Below are 12,999 nucleotides of genomic sequence, written 5' to 3'. Positions count from 1 at the left end.
TGCGGCTAGCACTCGCAGATCATCAGCAGATTGCCGTCGGGGTCCCGAAAGTTGAACCACTGGCCGTCGCGGATTTCCGTGACCTCCGAGGCGGCCCGCTGCAGGTGGACGTGGGCCGCCTCGATGTCGGACGTATTGAGGTGGAACGCGGGGACGCGGAAAACCGCGTCCGGCGAGAAGATTTTGCTGTCCAGCACCAGGCCGGCGCCCTTCATCGGCAGCACGTACAGATGACCGAACAGAATCTCGCCGTCCGCCGGTACACCGAGCAGCGAGCAGTACCAGTCCCTGGCCTTGGCGATATCGCTGACGGGGACGAAGACCGTCCCGATCTCCGGGGCTACGGGGTTGACCAAGGCTTCTCCTCATCACGGCGGCAGGCGCAGGGCGCGCCAAACTTCAGAAAATATACCCCAACCGTCTGCCGCCCGAAGGGAACACGAGCAACGGGTTATCTGGAGCCGGGCTGCGCTGGAGCGGTACTCGGAGCCCCGGCCCCGCCGCCGGCAGTCCCGCTGCCGGCCGTCCCGCCGCCGGCAGTTCCGCCGCCGCGGCGGCCCTGTCCCGGCGTCGCATTCCCGGTGCCGTTTCCGGTCCCGGCACCCGGGTTCTGCACCGTGCCGAAGGTGCCGCGGGAAGCACGGGTTCCGGCGTCGATCTGTTTTTGCACGGCCGAGCCCGCGAACATACCGGCGGCAACCAGGGCAACACACACCAGGACCTTCGTGGACCGGCCCATCACATACCGGCTCTTGGGCACGAACGGCTCGTCGGCGGGGTCGTCGGCCTCGGGTGTCTCGGCGGCGTCATCGACCTCCGGTGCGAACGGCGGCCCGCCGTAGGGCAGCACCGGATCGGGCCTTGCTCCCGGAGCTGCGGGTTCCTGTGGTTCCCATGCTGCCGGCGCCGTCGGAGTCAGTGACGGCAGGACCTCAGTGCTGGCGGGTTCGGCGGACGCAGCGCGGCGGCGCCCCATGGGGTCCGCGCCGGGAAGAAGGTTTTTCATGGGGGTCCTATTCGTAGCGGAGGGCGTCGATGGGCCGCAGCTTTGCGGCCTTGTTGGCGGGGTAGACCCCGAAGACGAGGCCGATGACGGCGGAAACGGCCAGGGAGAGCCACACTGTCCAGCCCTGGACCTCGGGCTGGACGCCGAGGACCGGGAAGGCGCTGCCGGCGAAACCGATCACGATCCCGGCGATGCCACCGATCACCGAGATGATCAGGGATTCGATCAGGAACTGCGCGACGATACTGCCGCGGGAGGCGCCGATGGCCTTGCGGATGCCGATTTCCCGGGTGCGTTCGGTGACCGTGACCAGCATGATGTTCATGACGCCGATCCCGCCCACCAGGAGGCTGATGGCCGCCACGGCCCCGAGGAGGATGGTGAGGGTCTGCGTGGTGTTGGTGGCGGTGGTCAGGATCTGCGCCTGGTTCCGCACCTGGTAGTCCCGGTTGCTGGCGTCCACGCCGTGGCGGGCGTCGAGGATCATCTGCAGTTCGTTCTGCGCCTGGTTCATGACGTCAGCGGACGACGCCTGGACCGTGATGGATGCCAGCGTCGGCGCGTACCCGGTGAATTTGCTTTGCGCCGTCGAAAGCGGCACCACCACGATGTCATCCGGGTCGTTCAGCCCGGAGGAACCTTTCGCGCTGAGCACGCCGCTCACGGTGAAGTTCTGGCCGTTCAGCTGGATGGTCTGCCCGACGGCGGCGGCGGTGACGGGACCGACGAGGTCGGACGCGACCGTGTTGCCAATCACCGCGACCGGGTTGGCGGCCTGCTGGTCCGCGTCGGTGAAGAGGGCGCCCGCCGCCAGGGTGCTGTTGCTGATCTCAAAATAGGGCGCGGTGGTTCCGAGGAAGCTGGCGACGGAGTGCGTGGCGTTGTTGTATGTTCCGGTGACTCCCTGCGCCTGCACGATCGGCGCCGTCCGGGCGACGTCGGGGGCCAACACCGGGTCGGTGAGGGCTTTTTCGTCCTCCAGGGTGAGGTTGGTGCTGCGGGTCCGGCTGCCGCTGACCTGGGTTCCGGCTCCGGCCCTGCCGCCCACCGCGGTGGAGCGGCTGACCGTCAACACGTTCGTTCCCAGCTTGCCGATCTGGGCCTTGATGGCGTTGCTTGTGCCGGCGCCCACGGCGAGCAGGACGATCACGGCGGCGATGCCGATCAGGATCCCCAGCGTGGTCAGCACGGAACGCATTTTGTTGGCCGCGACGCCGGCGAGAGCGAAGCGCGCGGACTCCAGAAGGCTCACTGCACACCCGCCAGGGCCCGGCCGCGCAACGGACGCTGGCGGGTGTCGGACACGATCCGGCCGTCCTGCATGCGGATCACCCGGCCGGCACGTTCCGCCACGTCCGCCTCGTGGGTGATCATCACGATGGTCCGGCCCGCCTCGTGCAGCCGCTCGAACAGATCCAGGATTTCGTCGGAGGACCGCGAATCCAGGGCGCCGGTCGGTTCGTCGGCGAGCAGCAGGACCGGGTTGGTGACCAGTGCCCGCGCGATCGCAACGCGCTGCTGCTGGCCGCCGGAGAGCTGGGAGGGTTTGTGGTCAGCGCGGCTGGAGAGGCCGACGGCATCCAGCATCGCCAGCGCACGGGTCTGCCGCACCTGGCGGCCGATCCCGGCGTAGGCCAGCGGCATGGCGACGTTGTCCACTGCCTTGGTGCGGGAGATCAGGTTGAAGTTCTGGAACACGAAGCCGATCTTCCGGTTGCGGATCTGCGCCTGCTGGTATTCGTCCAGTTCGGCGGTGCGGATGCCGTCCAGGAAGTAGCTCCCCGACGTCGGAGCATCCAGGCAGCCGATGATGTTCATCATCGTGGATTTGCCGGAGCCGGAGGCTCCAATGATGGCTACGAAGTCGCCGCGTTCGATGGTGATGCCGACCCCGTCCAGGGCGCGCACCTCCGCTTCGCCCTTGCCGTAGACCTTGGTGACCCCGGTCAGTTCGATGACCGCCGCCACGGCCTACTGCCCCCCGCTGCGGGTGCCGCCGCCACGGTTGCCGCCGCCGAAGCCGGCGCCACCGAAGCCGTTGCCCTGCTGCGTTGTCCCGGTGCCGCTGTCCAGGGTGCTGGAGATCGCCGGAAGTTCAATCTGGTCCCCCTCGGAGAGCCCGGTCAGGATCTGGGTCCTGCCGTTGGCGGTAATTCCGGTCGTGACCCGGGTGGGGGTCGTGGTTCCGTTCCGGAGGACGTTGACGCTTTGGCGGTCCCCGCTCGTGGTCACGGCCAGGCTCGGAACCAGCAGCGCGTTATCCGCCACCGCGGTAGTGACGGTGATGTTCGCACTTTGGCCCAGGCGCAGGCTGGCCGGCGGGTTGGCGATTGATACGGTCACCGGATACGTCACGACGCCGTTGGTGGTGCTGGACGTCTGCGCAATCGACACGACCTTGCCCGTCACCGGAGCGGCGTTGGCTTGCTGGCCCAGGGCCGGGAAAACGAACTGCGCGGTCTGCTCGGGCTTCATGGTGGCGACATCGGCTTCGGAGAAGCCGGCCACCACCTGAAGGTGGGTGGTGTCACTGATGGTGACCAGGCCAGCGGCGGCCGTGGCGCCTCCGGAGGAACCCGAAGCCGCCGTGCCCGCGGAGGAACCCGAGGTAGCGGAGCCCGTTGCCGCTGAACCGCCTCCCGTTGCGCCCGAGGACCCCGCGGATCCGGCCAGCGCACCGACGGTCGCATTGACCGCCGTCACGGTGCCTGCCGCCGGCGCGTTGACGTTGCAGGAGGCAAGGTTGGCCTGGGCGGTCTCCACCGCCACCTGGGCGCTGGTGATGTTCGTGCCGCCGGCTGAGGCGGCCGAGTTCTGGGCGTTGCCGAGGGCCGTTGATGCGGTCGCGAGCTGTTGCTTGTCCTTGAGCTGCGTCGTGGACGCCTGGTTCTGCGCCTGGGTGAGGACCTGCTGGTCCTTGGCGAGCTGGTTCTGCGCCGCGGTGACCGGGTCCGTCCAGTTGGCCGGTTTGGGGTTGGGCACGGGCTGGGCCTGTGCGGCGGTGACCGCGGCGGTGTCCGTGTCCACCGCTTTCTGGGCTGCCGCCACCGCGGCAGCCTGCTGCGATGCGTCCAGGCTGGCGGACTGCTGGGCGTTGACCAGGTTCTGGTTGGCGGAAGTGACCTGGCCGGCGGCGCTCACCTCCTGCTGGTTCGCCTGGGCGCTGACCGAGGCCAGCTGCGCCTCGGCAGTCTTGAGCGCATTCTGGGCGTTGGTGGGATCGATGGTCAGCAGTTGCTGGCCGGCCGTCACTTGCTGGCCCAGCGCTGCGTTGACCGAAATGATGGCGCCGGTGCAGTTCTGCGCGTTGACCACAGTGGTGGTCGCGGAGGTGACGTTGCCGGACGCTGTGGCCACCGAGGAGATGCCGGCCTTGCTCACCGCTACCGTCCGCACCGAGGCTGCCTGGGACGTGGAACCGGCCGCCGTGACAGACAGGTAGGTACCCGCTCCGAGCGCGAGAATCACCGCGCCCAGGGCAGAGTTGATGACAAGGGTTTTTGAGGTCATGGCTGGACGGTATCCGCCGTGGCTGGGTGAAAGCCGGGAAAAGGGTTGGAGATCGCCCGGCCGGCCGAAATCGGCTCGGCAAGCACAGGCGCCGGAACGGGCGCCAGGAAGCGTGCCCGGCTCAGGCGCTGCCGCGCCGCCACGTCTCCCGCAGGGTGCCGCCGTCGAGCGCGAGGACGCGGTGGGCGCTGGCCCGGGCGTAGTCCAGGTCGTGGGTGACCATCACGACGCCGGCGCCCCGCGCCGCCGCCGCGGCCACGGCGTCGGCGAGGTGTTCGAGGCCGTGCCGGTCCAGTCCCACGGTGGGCTCATCCAGGGCCAGGACGGCCGGCCTGCGGGCCAGCACGGTGGCCAGGGCCAGCAGCCGCTGCCGGGAGGACGGGAGTTCGGCGGGGTGCTCCCCCGCGGCGTCGGAGAGTCCGACGGCGGCCAGCGCCTCGCGCGCCCGTCCGGCCGCGGCTCCGGCGCCGACCAGGCGGGGCAGGCCGAAGCCGACCTCCCGCAGCGCCGTCCGTTCAAAGAGCTGGTCGCGCGGCTGCTGGAACAGCAGGCCGACCGAGGCGGCGATGCGGCCGGTCGGGATCCCGTCGATGCTTTGTCCCTGGACGCGCACATCGCCGGCGTCGGGCCGGAGCAGCCCGTTGAAGTGGCGCAGCAGCGTGGATTTTCCGCTGCCGTTGGGGCCGGTGACGGCGACGATTTCCCCCGGGCGGACGGTGAGGTCCAGGTTCCGCAGCACGCCGGCGGGGCCGTAGCCGAAGCCGATCCCCCGCAGTTCAAGGACCGGCGCCGCAGCCGCTGCCGGGGCGGCGGGCAGCGCCTGCGGGGGTGCGGCGGCCATGGCCGCCACCACAACCCCGGCGTCGCGCAGGTGGGGGCCGCCCGCCAGCTCGGCCGGCGCGCCTTCCGCCGTCGCCGTGCCGCCGTCCAGCACGAGCCAGTTCCCGGCGCTGCGGGCCAGGGCGTCCACTGCCTGGCTCAACAGCACGACGGCGGTGCCGGCGGCAAGCAGCCCGTCCACCAGCGTCCGGAGCTGGCGGCCGCCGGCCGCATCGAGGGAGGCCAGCGGCTCGTCCAGGACCAACACCTCCGGCTCGGCAATGACAGCGCAGGCCACCGCCAGCCGGCGCAGCTCGCCGCCGGAAAGCTCCGCCGGGTTCCGCTCCATGAGACCGGACAGGCCGGTCAGTTCCGCGCTCCGCGCCACGCGCCGGAGCATCTCCAGGCGCGGGACGGCCCGGTTCTCGAGGCCGAAGGCCAGTTCCTCGGCGACCGTGGAGCGCACCGAGGAGAGCATGGCACCGGCGTCCTGCGGCACGTAGCCTACCCGGCCGGACCAGGCGGCCGGGTCGATCCGGGGGTCTCCGCTGGCGCCGTTGAACTCCAGGACATCCGCGCCGAGGGCCAGGCTCCCGCGCAGGATCCCGGAGTGGCCGGCCCGGAGCCAGCCGGCGAGTACCTTGCCGAGGGTGGTCTTGCCGCTGCCGGAACCTCCCAGCACGGCGGTCAGGGAACCCGGCTGCACGGACAGCCGTATGTCGCGCAGGGCCTCCCCCGCGTCGCCGTGGAAGCTGAAGCTGACGATCCGCGCGGCGGCTGCCGGCGGCGAGGAGGTGGCGCGTCCGGAGGCGCTCATGCGGGGATCGCCGCCGGCCAGGCGGTGACGAGCCGCAGCACCACGGCGGCAGCGGTCAGCAGGAGCGCCGCGGCACGGAACATTCGCTGCCCGGGCGGGTCCTGCAGCTGCCGGTAGCTGGTCCGCGGGCCCGGCGCGCCGAAACCGCGCGCGTCGAGCGCCTGCGCCCGGACCCCCGCGTCTTCCAGGAGGCCCAGGACCAGCGGCACCGCCTGGAGCCTGGCCGCGGCCAGCCGGGGCAGCAGCCCGCGCCGCACCACCAGCCCGCGCGCCTCCTGGGCCTGCCGGATCTTCTCCAGCCGGCCGGCCATGGCGGGGACCAGGGTGAGCGTGGAGGCGAGCACAAAGCTGAACTGCGGGGGGATCCGCCGAACGGCCAGGGCGGTCAGGAGATCCGGGACGCTGACGGTGAAGGAGAACAGCAGGAGCACCAGGACCGACGCGGCCGTCCGCGAGGCCAGCTCCAAGGCGAAGCCAAGCCCCTCGGTGGTCACCCGGGCCGGACCCCACTTTGCCAGCACCGTGTGGCCTTCCGGGAAGAAGAGTCCGTGCAGTACCAGCAGGGACAGGCACAGCGGCGCCAGGATGACCGCGGCGGACGCCAGCACCCGGGGCCCCACGCCCGCACGCACGGCGAGCAGCACGGCCGCCAACACCACCGTGAGGGACAGCGGCCAGCTGCCCGCCGCCGTCGTGGTGACCGCGGCGCAGCCGGCCGCGGTCAGGGCCGTCAGCGGGTGCAGGCGCATGGTTCTAGGCGACGGGTGCCGCCGGGGCCTTGCCTGCGAGCACCCGGAAGCGGCGGACGAAGGCGAACTGGAACGTGGTGCGTCGCGGCAGGGCGTACGCCAGCAGGGCGGCGATCGTGAAGACGATGGCCTTGTCCATCGGGTCCGAGATGAGGGCCTGCTTGGTGATGGCGGCCAGCAGGGTGTCGCCCATGGCGCGGAAGGCGCTGACGACGGCTCCGGTGCCCAGGCCCGCGGTTCCGCCATAGACGAACGCCGCAATCGGGGCGGAGACAACGCCGGCCAGGATCCCGGTGACGAAGCCGGCCACGGGCGCGAGGTAGAAGCGGCGGAACAGGCCGCCGCGGGCGGCGAGCCCGGCGAGGAAGCCGATCAGGGCCGCGCCGGCGGCGAAGGGAAGCACCGTGGGGTTGAAAAAGGACCATACGATGCTGCCGAGCACCCCGGTGGCGGCGCCGGCGGCCGGGCCGGCCAGGACGGCGATCAGGACCGTGCCGATCGCGTCAAGGTAGAACGGCAGTCCGGTGCTGCCCATCAGCTGGCCGAGAACCACGTTGAGCACGATCGCCACCGGCATCAGGACCAGGGTGGACGTGGGCAGCACGGGCAACACGGCGACCAGCAGCAGCGCCGCGCCGAGCAGGAAACCGCCAAGGGCGACGAGCGCGGAGAAGCTGGCCAGGCCGTCGGCGAGCTCCACCGGCTGGGTCAGGACGAGGAAGACATAGGTGGCGGCGATGGCCGCGGCGCCCGCGATTTCGAGCAGCCGACGGCGGCGCGGGGCCCGTGCGGCTCCGTTCCGGGAGCCTGCGTCGGGGAGGGTCAGGGGCTGCTGTGACATGGGAAAAGTCCTTCGGCGTGGGTCTGGAATATCCGCCTCATGTCACCTCGGCGCAGCTATCATCTTAGCGATCCCCCGCCCCGCCGGAAACACCGCCCGGAACACCGGGGGGTACACCGCCGGCGCGGGCTCCCGTTCCGGGCTGCGGCTACCGTGAGGCCAGCGACCGGGCCAGCGCGCCCACCGAGGAAATCAGCTCGTCGAAGCACTGGCCGGGATCGTTGTCCGCGACGATCCTGGCGTTCGGCGGGAGCCCCCAGAGTCCCCGGAAGTCGGCCACGGTGGTGCCGGCCAGCAGCGGAGAGTCGGTCTCGACGTCGACCGTCGCCGCCCGGGTGCTGAAGGGTGTGCGTCCGACGGCGGCGCAGGCGGCGAACGCATCGTGCATGTGGGCCACGTAGCCCTGGTCGTAGAGCCGGTGGAACTCCATGTAGAAGCGGATCGCGTCGGACAGGCAGGCGACCAGCGGGCTGCTGGAGGTGCTGCGCTGCCCCTCGGGTTGGTCCGGGAGCACCAGCTCGGGTTCGGCGGCGCCGGCGGCCTCGCCGAGCCGGCGCAGGTGTTCCGGCAGCATCTCGATCCGTTCGGTCGATTCGAGGGCGCAGACCAACGGCAGTTTGTCCTCCGGCAGCCCGCGGTAGGCGGCGAAGACTTCCTTGGCGGCGTGCGGATCCACCGAGGTGTTCCATTCCGCCGTCGGCGTGGTGTTGCCCTGGTAGTAGAAGCTGCCGCCCATGATGACGAGGCCTTTGAGCAGCCGCGGCAGCTCCGGTTCGCGGCGCAGGGCGAGGGCGAAGTTGGTCAGCGGTCCGGTGATCAGCCCGGTGATCTCCCCCGGGTGCGCCCGGGCCTCCTCCACCCAGACGTCGACGGCGTGGCGCTGCGAGATCGGCTGGGCGGGGGCGGGCAGTTCGGCGTAGCCGATCCCCTGCGGCCCGTGGGTCTCTTCGGTGGTGACGAGCGGGATTTCCAGCGGGACCTCGGCGCCGATAGCGACTTCGATCCCCTGCCGCCCGCACAGCTCCAGCAGTGACAGGCTGTTCAGGGCCACCTGGCGTGCGCCGACGTTGCCGGCGGTACAGGTGATCGCCTGCAGGTGGACCTCGGGCCTGGACAGCAGGTAGACGATGGCCAGGGCGTCGTCGATGCCGGTATCGACATCCATCAGGATCCGCCGGACGGCGGCGTCAGTCTCGGGCACGGTGCGGCTCAGAACAGTGCGGCTCAGAACAGTGCGACCTTTGGCGTGCGCGGGAAGATCGCATCGAGTTCGGCGAGCTCCTGGGCGTCCGGGACCCAGGCGACGGCGGCGGCGTTCTGCCGGACTTGTTCGGGCCGGGTCGCGCCCGCGATGACGCTGCTGACGGAGGGCTGGGCGGCGAGCCAGGAGAAGGCCACCTGGATCTCGGTCAGGTCCCGCTCGGCGGCGAAGGCGGAGAACGCGCCCAGCTGTTTCCAGTCGGCGTCGTGGACGAGGTTGGTGCGGGTGTGGCTCAGGCGCGAACCTTCCGGCGCCTGGCCCTCGGAGTACTTGCCGGTGAGCAGGCCGTTGGCGAGCGGGAAGTAGGGCAGCACGCCCAGGCCGTAGGCTTCGGCTGCAGGGGTGACTTCCAGTTCGGCGCGGCGGTCCAGCAGGTTGTAGTGGTTCTGGCTGGAGATGAACCGGGCTCCGCCGCGGGCGCGGGCAACAAATTCGGCCTCGGCGATCTGCCAGCCGGCCCGGTTGGAATGGCCGATGTAGCGGACCTTTCCGCTGGTCACGAGCTCATCGAGCGCCGCAAGGGTCTCGTCGATGGGGGTCAGCGGGTCCGGGGTGTGGAACTGGTACAGGTCGATCCAGTCGGTTCCGAGCCGCCGCAGGGACGCCTCGGCCGCCTCGATGATGTAGCGGCGGGATCCCCGGGCGCCGAAGTCGTTGCCGTTGGTCCCGCGCATGTCCATGCCGAACTTGGTGCCGATCACGGCGTCGCCGCGGCGGGACCCGAGTGCGTTGCCCAGCATGGTTTCGCTGAGCCCGGGCTCCCGGCCGTAGGCGTCGGCGACGTCGAAGAAGGTAATGCCGGCGTCCAGGGCCGCATGCACGACGGCGTCGGTCCCCTCCTGCGACTCGGTGGCGGTGTTGGCCCGGCCCAGGTTGTTGCAGCCCAAGCCCACGACGGAGACGGTCAGTCCGGAATTTCCTACGCGGCGGTATTCAGTCATGGGATTCAGCCTATAACGGCCGCGCGCGCCGCCGCGTCAGGGGCGGCACGCTCCCCTCCGCCACAGAGCCCCGTGCCCCTATCCCGCGGGCAGTTCCAGCCCGTGTTCGTCCATGGCGTCCTGGAGCTGGGCCAGGGTGCGCGGGCAGACGCCCGGCATCCCGGTCAGCCGGCGGCGGCCCAGTTCCATGACATGTTCGAGGGTTTCCACGCCCGCATGGGCCAGGGACTTGCGGGCGGGGGCCGCCAGCCCTGCGGGAAGTGGAGTGCTGCCGGGTCGAGGGGATTTTCGCGTCATTGCGTTGCCTTCCAGTCGCTTGCCCCCAAAACTGATGTAAGCCGTGCCCGGCTCCTGGCAGGTACTTTCCGGGCCAGTGTCCGGACGGATGGTGCCTAGAGCGTGAAGCTGTTGGCGGGTTTGGCCGAGTGCTTCAGTTTGAAGTCCGTTCCGCCGAACGGTGCGGCGCCGATGCTGAGCTTGGTGAAGTCCAGGTCCTCGCCACGGATGCAGACCTTGATCGCATTGACCGTTTTGTTGACCTCGGGCGTGAGGCAGAAGATGTTCAGCTTGGCGTCGGAGAATTCGGAGCGGTCCACCACTCCGAGGCCGCGCCAGGCGAGGTGGCTGATCAGGGCGTCCTTGGCCTTTTCCTCGAGGTAGCGGTCGCGGCTGGTGCCGTCCTTGGTCTTGAGCGCGTACTGCGCCACCACCCAGAACTGCTCGTCCTCCGGGATTTCGGCGTAGCCGTCCTCGGCGCACTGCACGGCGAAGGCGTCCATGAGCCGCTCCGCAGTCTCTGCGTCGGCCGCGTCGGTTTCCTCGGTGGTGCTCTGGTGCCCGACGACGCCGTGGTTCATCACGAACTCGTGGTATTGCTCGTCGATCCAGGCCTCCCTGAAGTGCAGGACTCCCTCTTCGTCGCGTTTGTAAACCCGGATGATGCCGCTCATGGCTGTCCCTTCGTAAACCGTCCGCGGCAGGTGCCGTCGAAGGGTGCTTGCTGTGCCGTGACGGCGTGGTACTGCTGGTCCAACGACGGGGTCCTCACAGGATCGGCAGGCTGCCGGTGCTGGGGTGCGCCTGGCCGGGCAGCGGCCGGGCGAACGGCACCTTGGTCCCGAGGACCTGGGCGACGACGTCGTGGGTGATCTGCTGGGCGGTGAGTCCCACGCGCTCGAGCACCTGGCTGCGGCTCCCGTGGTCCAGGAACTCCACTGGAAGGCCTACCTCGTTCAGCGCGGTGTCCACTCCGGCGGCACGCATTTCCTGGCGGATCCGGGAGCCCACGCCGCCGGCCCGGACGCCGTCCTCGATGCAGATCACGAGTCGGTGGTGCGAGGCGAGGGCGATGACGGACTTGGGGACCGGCAGGACCCAGCGCGGGTCCACCACCGTGGAGCTGATGCCTTGGGCGCCCAGGCGGTTGGAGACGTCAAGGGCGAGTTCGGACATGGCGCCGACGCTGACGATCAGGACGTCGTTTTCGCTCGACCCGGCAGGCCGGCGCGCCAGCACGTCGACACCGTCGCTGAGCCGTTCGAGTGCTTCCACTTCGGCGCCGACTGTGCCTTTGGAGTAGCGGATGACGGTGGGTGCGTCTTCGACGGCGACCGCCTCGCGCAGTTCCTCGCGCAGCCGGGACGCGTCGCGGGGCGCTGCCAGGTGCAGGCCGGGAACGATCTGCACCATTGCCATGTCCCACATGCCGTGGTGGCTGGCGCCGTCGGGCCCGGTGACGCCGGCCCGGTCCAGCACCACGGTGACGCCGGCCTTGTGCAGCGCCACGTCCATCAGCAACTGGTCGAAGGCGCGGTTCAGGAAGGTCGCATAGACGGCCACCACCGGGTGCAGTCCGCCGAAGGCCATGCCGGCCGCGGAGGTGAGGGCGTGCTGTTCGGCGATGCCGACGTCGAACACCCGGTCCGGGTGGCGCGCGGCGAACTTGTGCAGCCCCACCGGGATCAGCATGGCCCCGGTGATGCCGACGATGTCCTTGCGTTCATCGGCGATGGCGGCGATCTCATCGGCGAACACGGAAGTCCAGGACTTCGCGCCGCCGGCTTCGGTGGGCTCGCCGGTTTCCGGGTCGATGATCCCGACGGCGTGGAACTGGTCCGCCTCATGGGCTCGGGCCGGCGCGTAGCCGTGGCCCTTTTCGGTCATGGCGTGGACGATCACGGGCCCGGCGTAGTTCTTGGCCGTGGACAGCGCGTGCTCCATGGCCTGGAGGTTGTGGCCGTCCACCGGGCCGATGTACTTCATGCCGAGGTCCTCGAACATGCCTTGCGGCGCCCACCAGTCCTTGATGCCCTTCTTCATGGCATGCAGGCTCTTGTAGGTGAACTGGCCGACGGGGCCGCCGCTCTGCAGCCGCTTCTTCCACCAGTCGAGGGCGCCTTCGTAGGCGGGCGCGGCGCGGAGCGAGTCGATCGTGGGGCGCAGCGAGGCGAGGTAGTCGGCGACGCCGCCGACGGTCGGGGCGTAGGAGCGGCCGTTGTCGTTGACGACGATCACCACGCGGCGCTTCTTGTCCGCGGCGATGTTGTTGATGGCCTCCCAGGCCATGCCGCCGGTCAGGGCGCCGTCGCCGACGACGGCAATGACGTACCGGTCGCCGTCGCCGGTCAGCCGGCGGGCGCGGGAGATGCCGTCGGCCCAGGACAGCGAGGAGGAGGCATGGGAGCTTTCGACAATGTCGTGCTCGGATTCGCCGCGGTCCGGATAACCGGAGAGGCCGCCCTGCTGGCGGAGCGTGCTGAAGTCCTGGCGGCCGGTGAGGAGCTTATGCACATAGGACTGGTGGCCGGTGTCAAAGACGATGCTGTCGCGGGGGGAATCGAAGATCCGGTGCACCGCAATGGTGAGTTCAACGACGCCGAGGTTCGGCCCGAGGTGGCCTCCCGTCTGGGAAACGTTGCCGATCAGGAACTCCCTGACCTCGGCTGCCAGCTGTTCCAGCTGCGCCTCGGACAATTTGCTCAGGTCCTGCGGACTCCGGATGGTCTCCAAGATTCCCAACGGCCCCTCCTTGCGGGTAGTAGACATGCCTTTTAAC

13 protein-coding genes are annotated in these 12,999 nt (G+C 70.0%); all 13 read right to left on the bottom strand.

Annotated features, from left to right (window positions below):
- Nucleotides 1-5: 5 nt before the first annotated feature.
- On the bottom strand, nucleotides 6-356 hold the full coding sequence (locus tag FFF93_RS06965) for a VOC family protein (RefSeq protein ID WP_138769556.1): 351 nt from the start codon (nucleotides 354-356) through the stop codon (nucleotides 6-8).
- Nucleotides 357-451: 95 nt separating this feature from the next.
- Nucleotides 452-1,006 (bottom strand): hypothetical protein, encoded by a 555-nt coding sequence (locus FFF93_RS06960; protein ID WP_138769557.1) that lies wholly within the window; start codon nucleotides 1,004-1,006, stop codon nucleotides 452-454.
- 7 nt (nucleotides 1,007-1,013) lie between these two features.
- Entirely contained in the window at nucleotides 1,014-2,258 is a 1,245-nt protein-coding gene (locus FFF93_RS06955; RefSeq protein ID WP_138769558.1) for an ABC transporter permease, read from the bottom strand.
- Nucleotides 2,255-2,974, bottom strand: a complete 720-nt coding sequence (locus FFF93_RS06950) for an ABC transporter ATP-binding protein (protein WP_138769559.1) — start codon at nucleotides 2,972-2,974, stop codon at nucleotides 2,255-2,257. The genes FFF93_RS06955 and FFF93_RS06950 overlap by 4 nt, the downstream gene beginning before the upstream one ends.
- A gap of 3 nt (nucleotides 2,975-2,977) precedes the next feature.
- On the bottom strand, nucleotides 2,978-4,516 hold the full coding sequence (locus FFF93_RS06945; protein ID WP_138769560.1) for an efflux RND transporter periplasmic adaptor subunit: 1,539 nt from the start codon (nucleotides 4,514-4,516) through the stop codon (nucleotides 2,978-2,980).
- Between the two features lie 121 nt (nucleotides 4,517-4,637).
- Nucleotides 4,638-6,152 carry an ABC transporter ATP-binding protein gene (locus FFF93_RS06940; protein WP_138769561.1) on the bottom strand — a complete coding sequence of 505 codons (1,515 nt, stop codon included), beginning with the start codon at nucleotides 6,150-6,152 and terminating at the stop codon, nucleotides 4,638-4,640.
- Entirely contained in the window at nucleotides 6,149-6,901 is a 753-nt protein-coding gene (locus FFF93_RS06935) for an energy-coupling factor transporter transmembrane component T (RefSeq protein WP_138769562.1), read from the bottom strand. The genes FFF93_RS06940 and FFF93_RS06935 overlap by 4 nt, the downstream gene beginning before the upstream one ends.
- 4 nt (nucleotides 6,902-6,905) lie before the next feature.
- Nucleotides 6,906-7,742 (bottom strand): ECF transporter S component, encoded by an 837-nt coding sequence (locus FFF93_RS06930; RefSeq protein WP_138769563.1) that lies wholly within the window; start codon nucleotides 7,740-7,742, stop codon nucleotides 6,906-6,908.
- A gap of 148 nt (nucleotides 7,743-7,890) precedes the next feature.
- Nucleotides 7,891-8,907, bottom strand: a complete 1,017-nt coding sequence (locus FFF93_RS06925; protein WP_138770497.1) for a nucleoside hydrolase — start codon at nucleotides 8,905-8,907, stop codon at nucleotides 7,891-7,893.
- Nucleotides 8,908-8,966: 59 nt separating this feature from the next.
- Entirely contained in the window at nucleotides 8,967-9,944 is a 978-nt protein-coding gene (locus FFF93_RS06920; RefSeq protein WP_138769564.1) for an aldo/keto reductase, read from the bottom strand.
- A gap of 78 nt (nucleotides 9,945-10,022) precedes the next feature.
- Nucleotides 10,023-10,241 (bottom strand): hypothetical protein, encoded by a 219-nt coding sequence (locus tag FFF93_RS06915; protein WP_138769565.1) that lies wholly within the window; start codon nucleotides 10,239-10,241, stop codon nucleotides 10,023-10,025.
- Between the two features lie 95 nt (nucleotides 10,242-10,336).
- Nucleotides 10,337-10,894, bottom strand: a complete 558-nt coding sequence (locus tag FFF93_RS06910) for a hypothetical protein (protein WP_138769566.1) — start codon at nucleotides 10,892-10,894, stop codon at nucleotides 10,337-10,339.
- A 94-nt stretch (nucleotides 10,895-10,988) separates the two neighbouring features.
- Entirely contained in the window at nucleotides 10,989-12,962 is a 1,974-nt protein-coding gene (gene dxs / locus FFF93_RS06905) for a 1-deoxy-D-xylulose-5-phosphate synthase (protein ID WP_138770498.1), read from the bottom strand.
- Nucleotides 12,963-12,999: the final 37 nt, after the last annotated feature.

The sequence above is a fragment of the Arthrobacter sp. KBS0702 genome (assembly GCF_005937985.2).
Classification (GTDB): Bacteria; Actinomycetota; Actinomycetes; order Actinomycetales; family Micrococcaceae; genus Arthrobacter.
The sequence above is the reverse complement of the archived record's forward strand: the minus strand, read 5'-3'. Positions and strand labels throughout refer to the sequence as shown.

Excerpts from the sequence above, each read along its gene's own strand:
- FFF93_RS06920 (WP_138769564.1), bottom strand. The coding sequence starts at position 9,944 with ATGACTGAATACCGCCGCGTAGGAAATTCCGGACTGACCGTCTCCGTC.
- FFF93_RS06910 (WP_138769566.1), bottom strand. The coding sequence starts at position 10,894 with ATGAGCGGCATCATCCGGGTTTACAAACGCGACGAAGAGGGAGTCCTG.
- FFF93_RS06935 (WP_138769562.1), bottom strand. The coding sequence starts at position 6,901 with ATGCGCCTGCACCCGCTGACGGCCCTGACCGCGGCCGGCTGCGCCGCG.
- FFF93_RS06930 (WP_138769563.1), bottom strand. The coding sequence starts at position 7,742 with ATGTCACAGCAGCCCCTGACCCTCCCCGACGCAGGCTCCCGGAACGGA.
- FFF93_RS06945 (WP_138769560.1), bottom strand. The coding sequence starts at position 4,516 with ATGACCTCAAAAACCCTTGTCATCAACTCTGCCCTGGGCGCGGTGATT.
- FFF93_RS06915 (WP_138769565.1), bottom strand. The coding sequence starts at position 10,241 with ATGACGCGAAAATCCCCTCGACCCGGCAGCACTCCACTTCCCGCAGGG.
- FFF93_RS06960 (WP_138769557.1), bottom strand. The coding sequence starts at position 1,006 with ATGAAAAACCTTCTTCCCGGCGCGGACCCCATGGGGCGCCGCCGCGCT.
- FFF93_RS06925 (WP_138770497.1), bottom strand. The coding sequence starts at position 8,907 with ATGGATGTCGATACCGGCATCGACGACGCCCTGGCCATCGTCTACCTG.
- FFF93_RS06940 (WP_138769561.1), bottom strand. The coding sequence starts at position 6,152 with ATGAGCGCCTCCGGACGCGCCACCTCCTCGCCGCCGGCAGCCGCCGCG.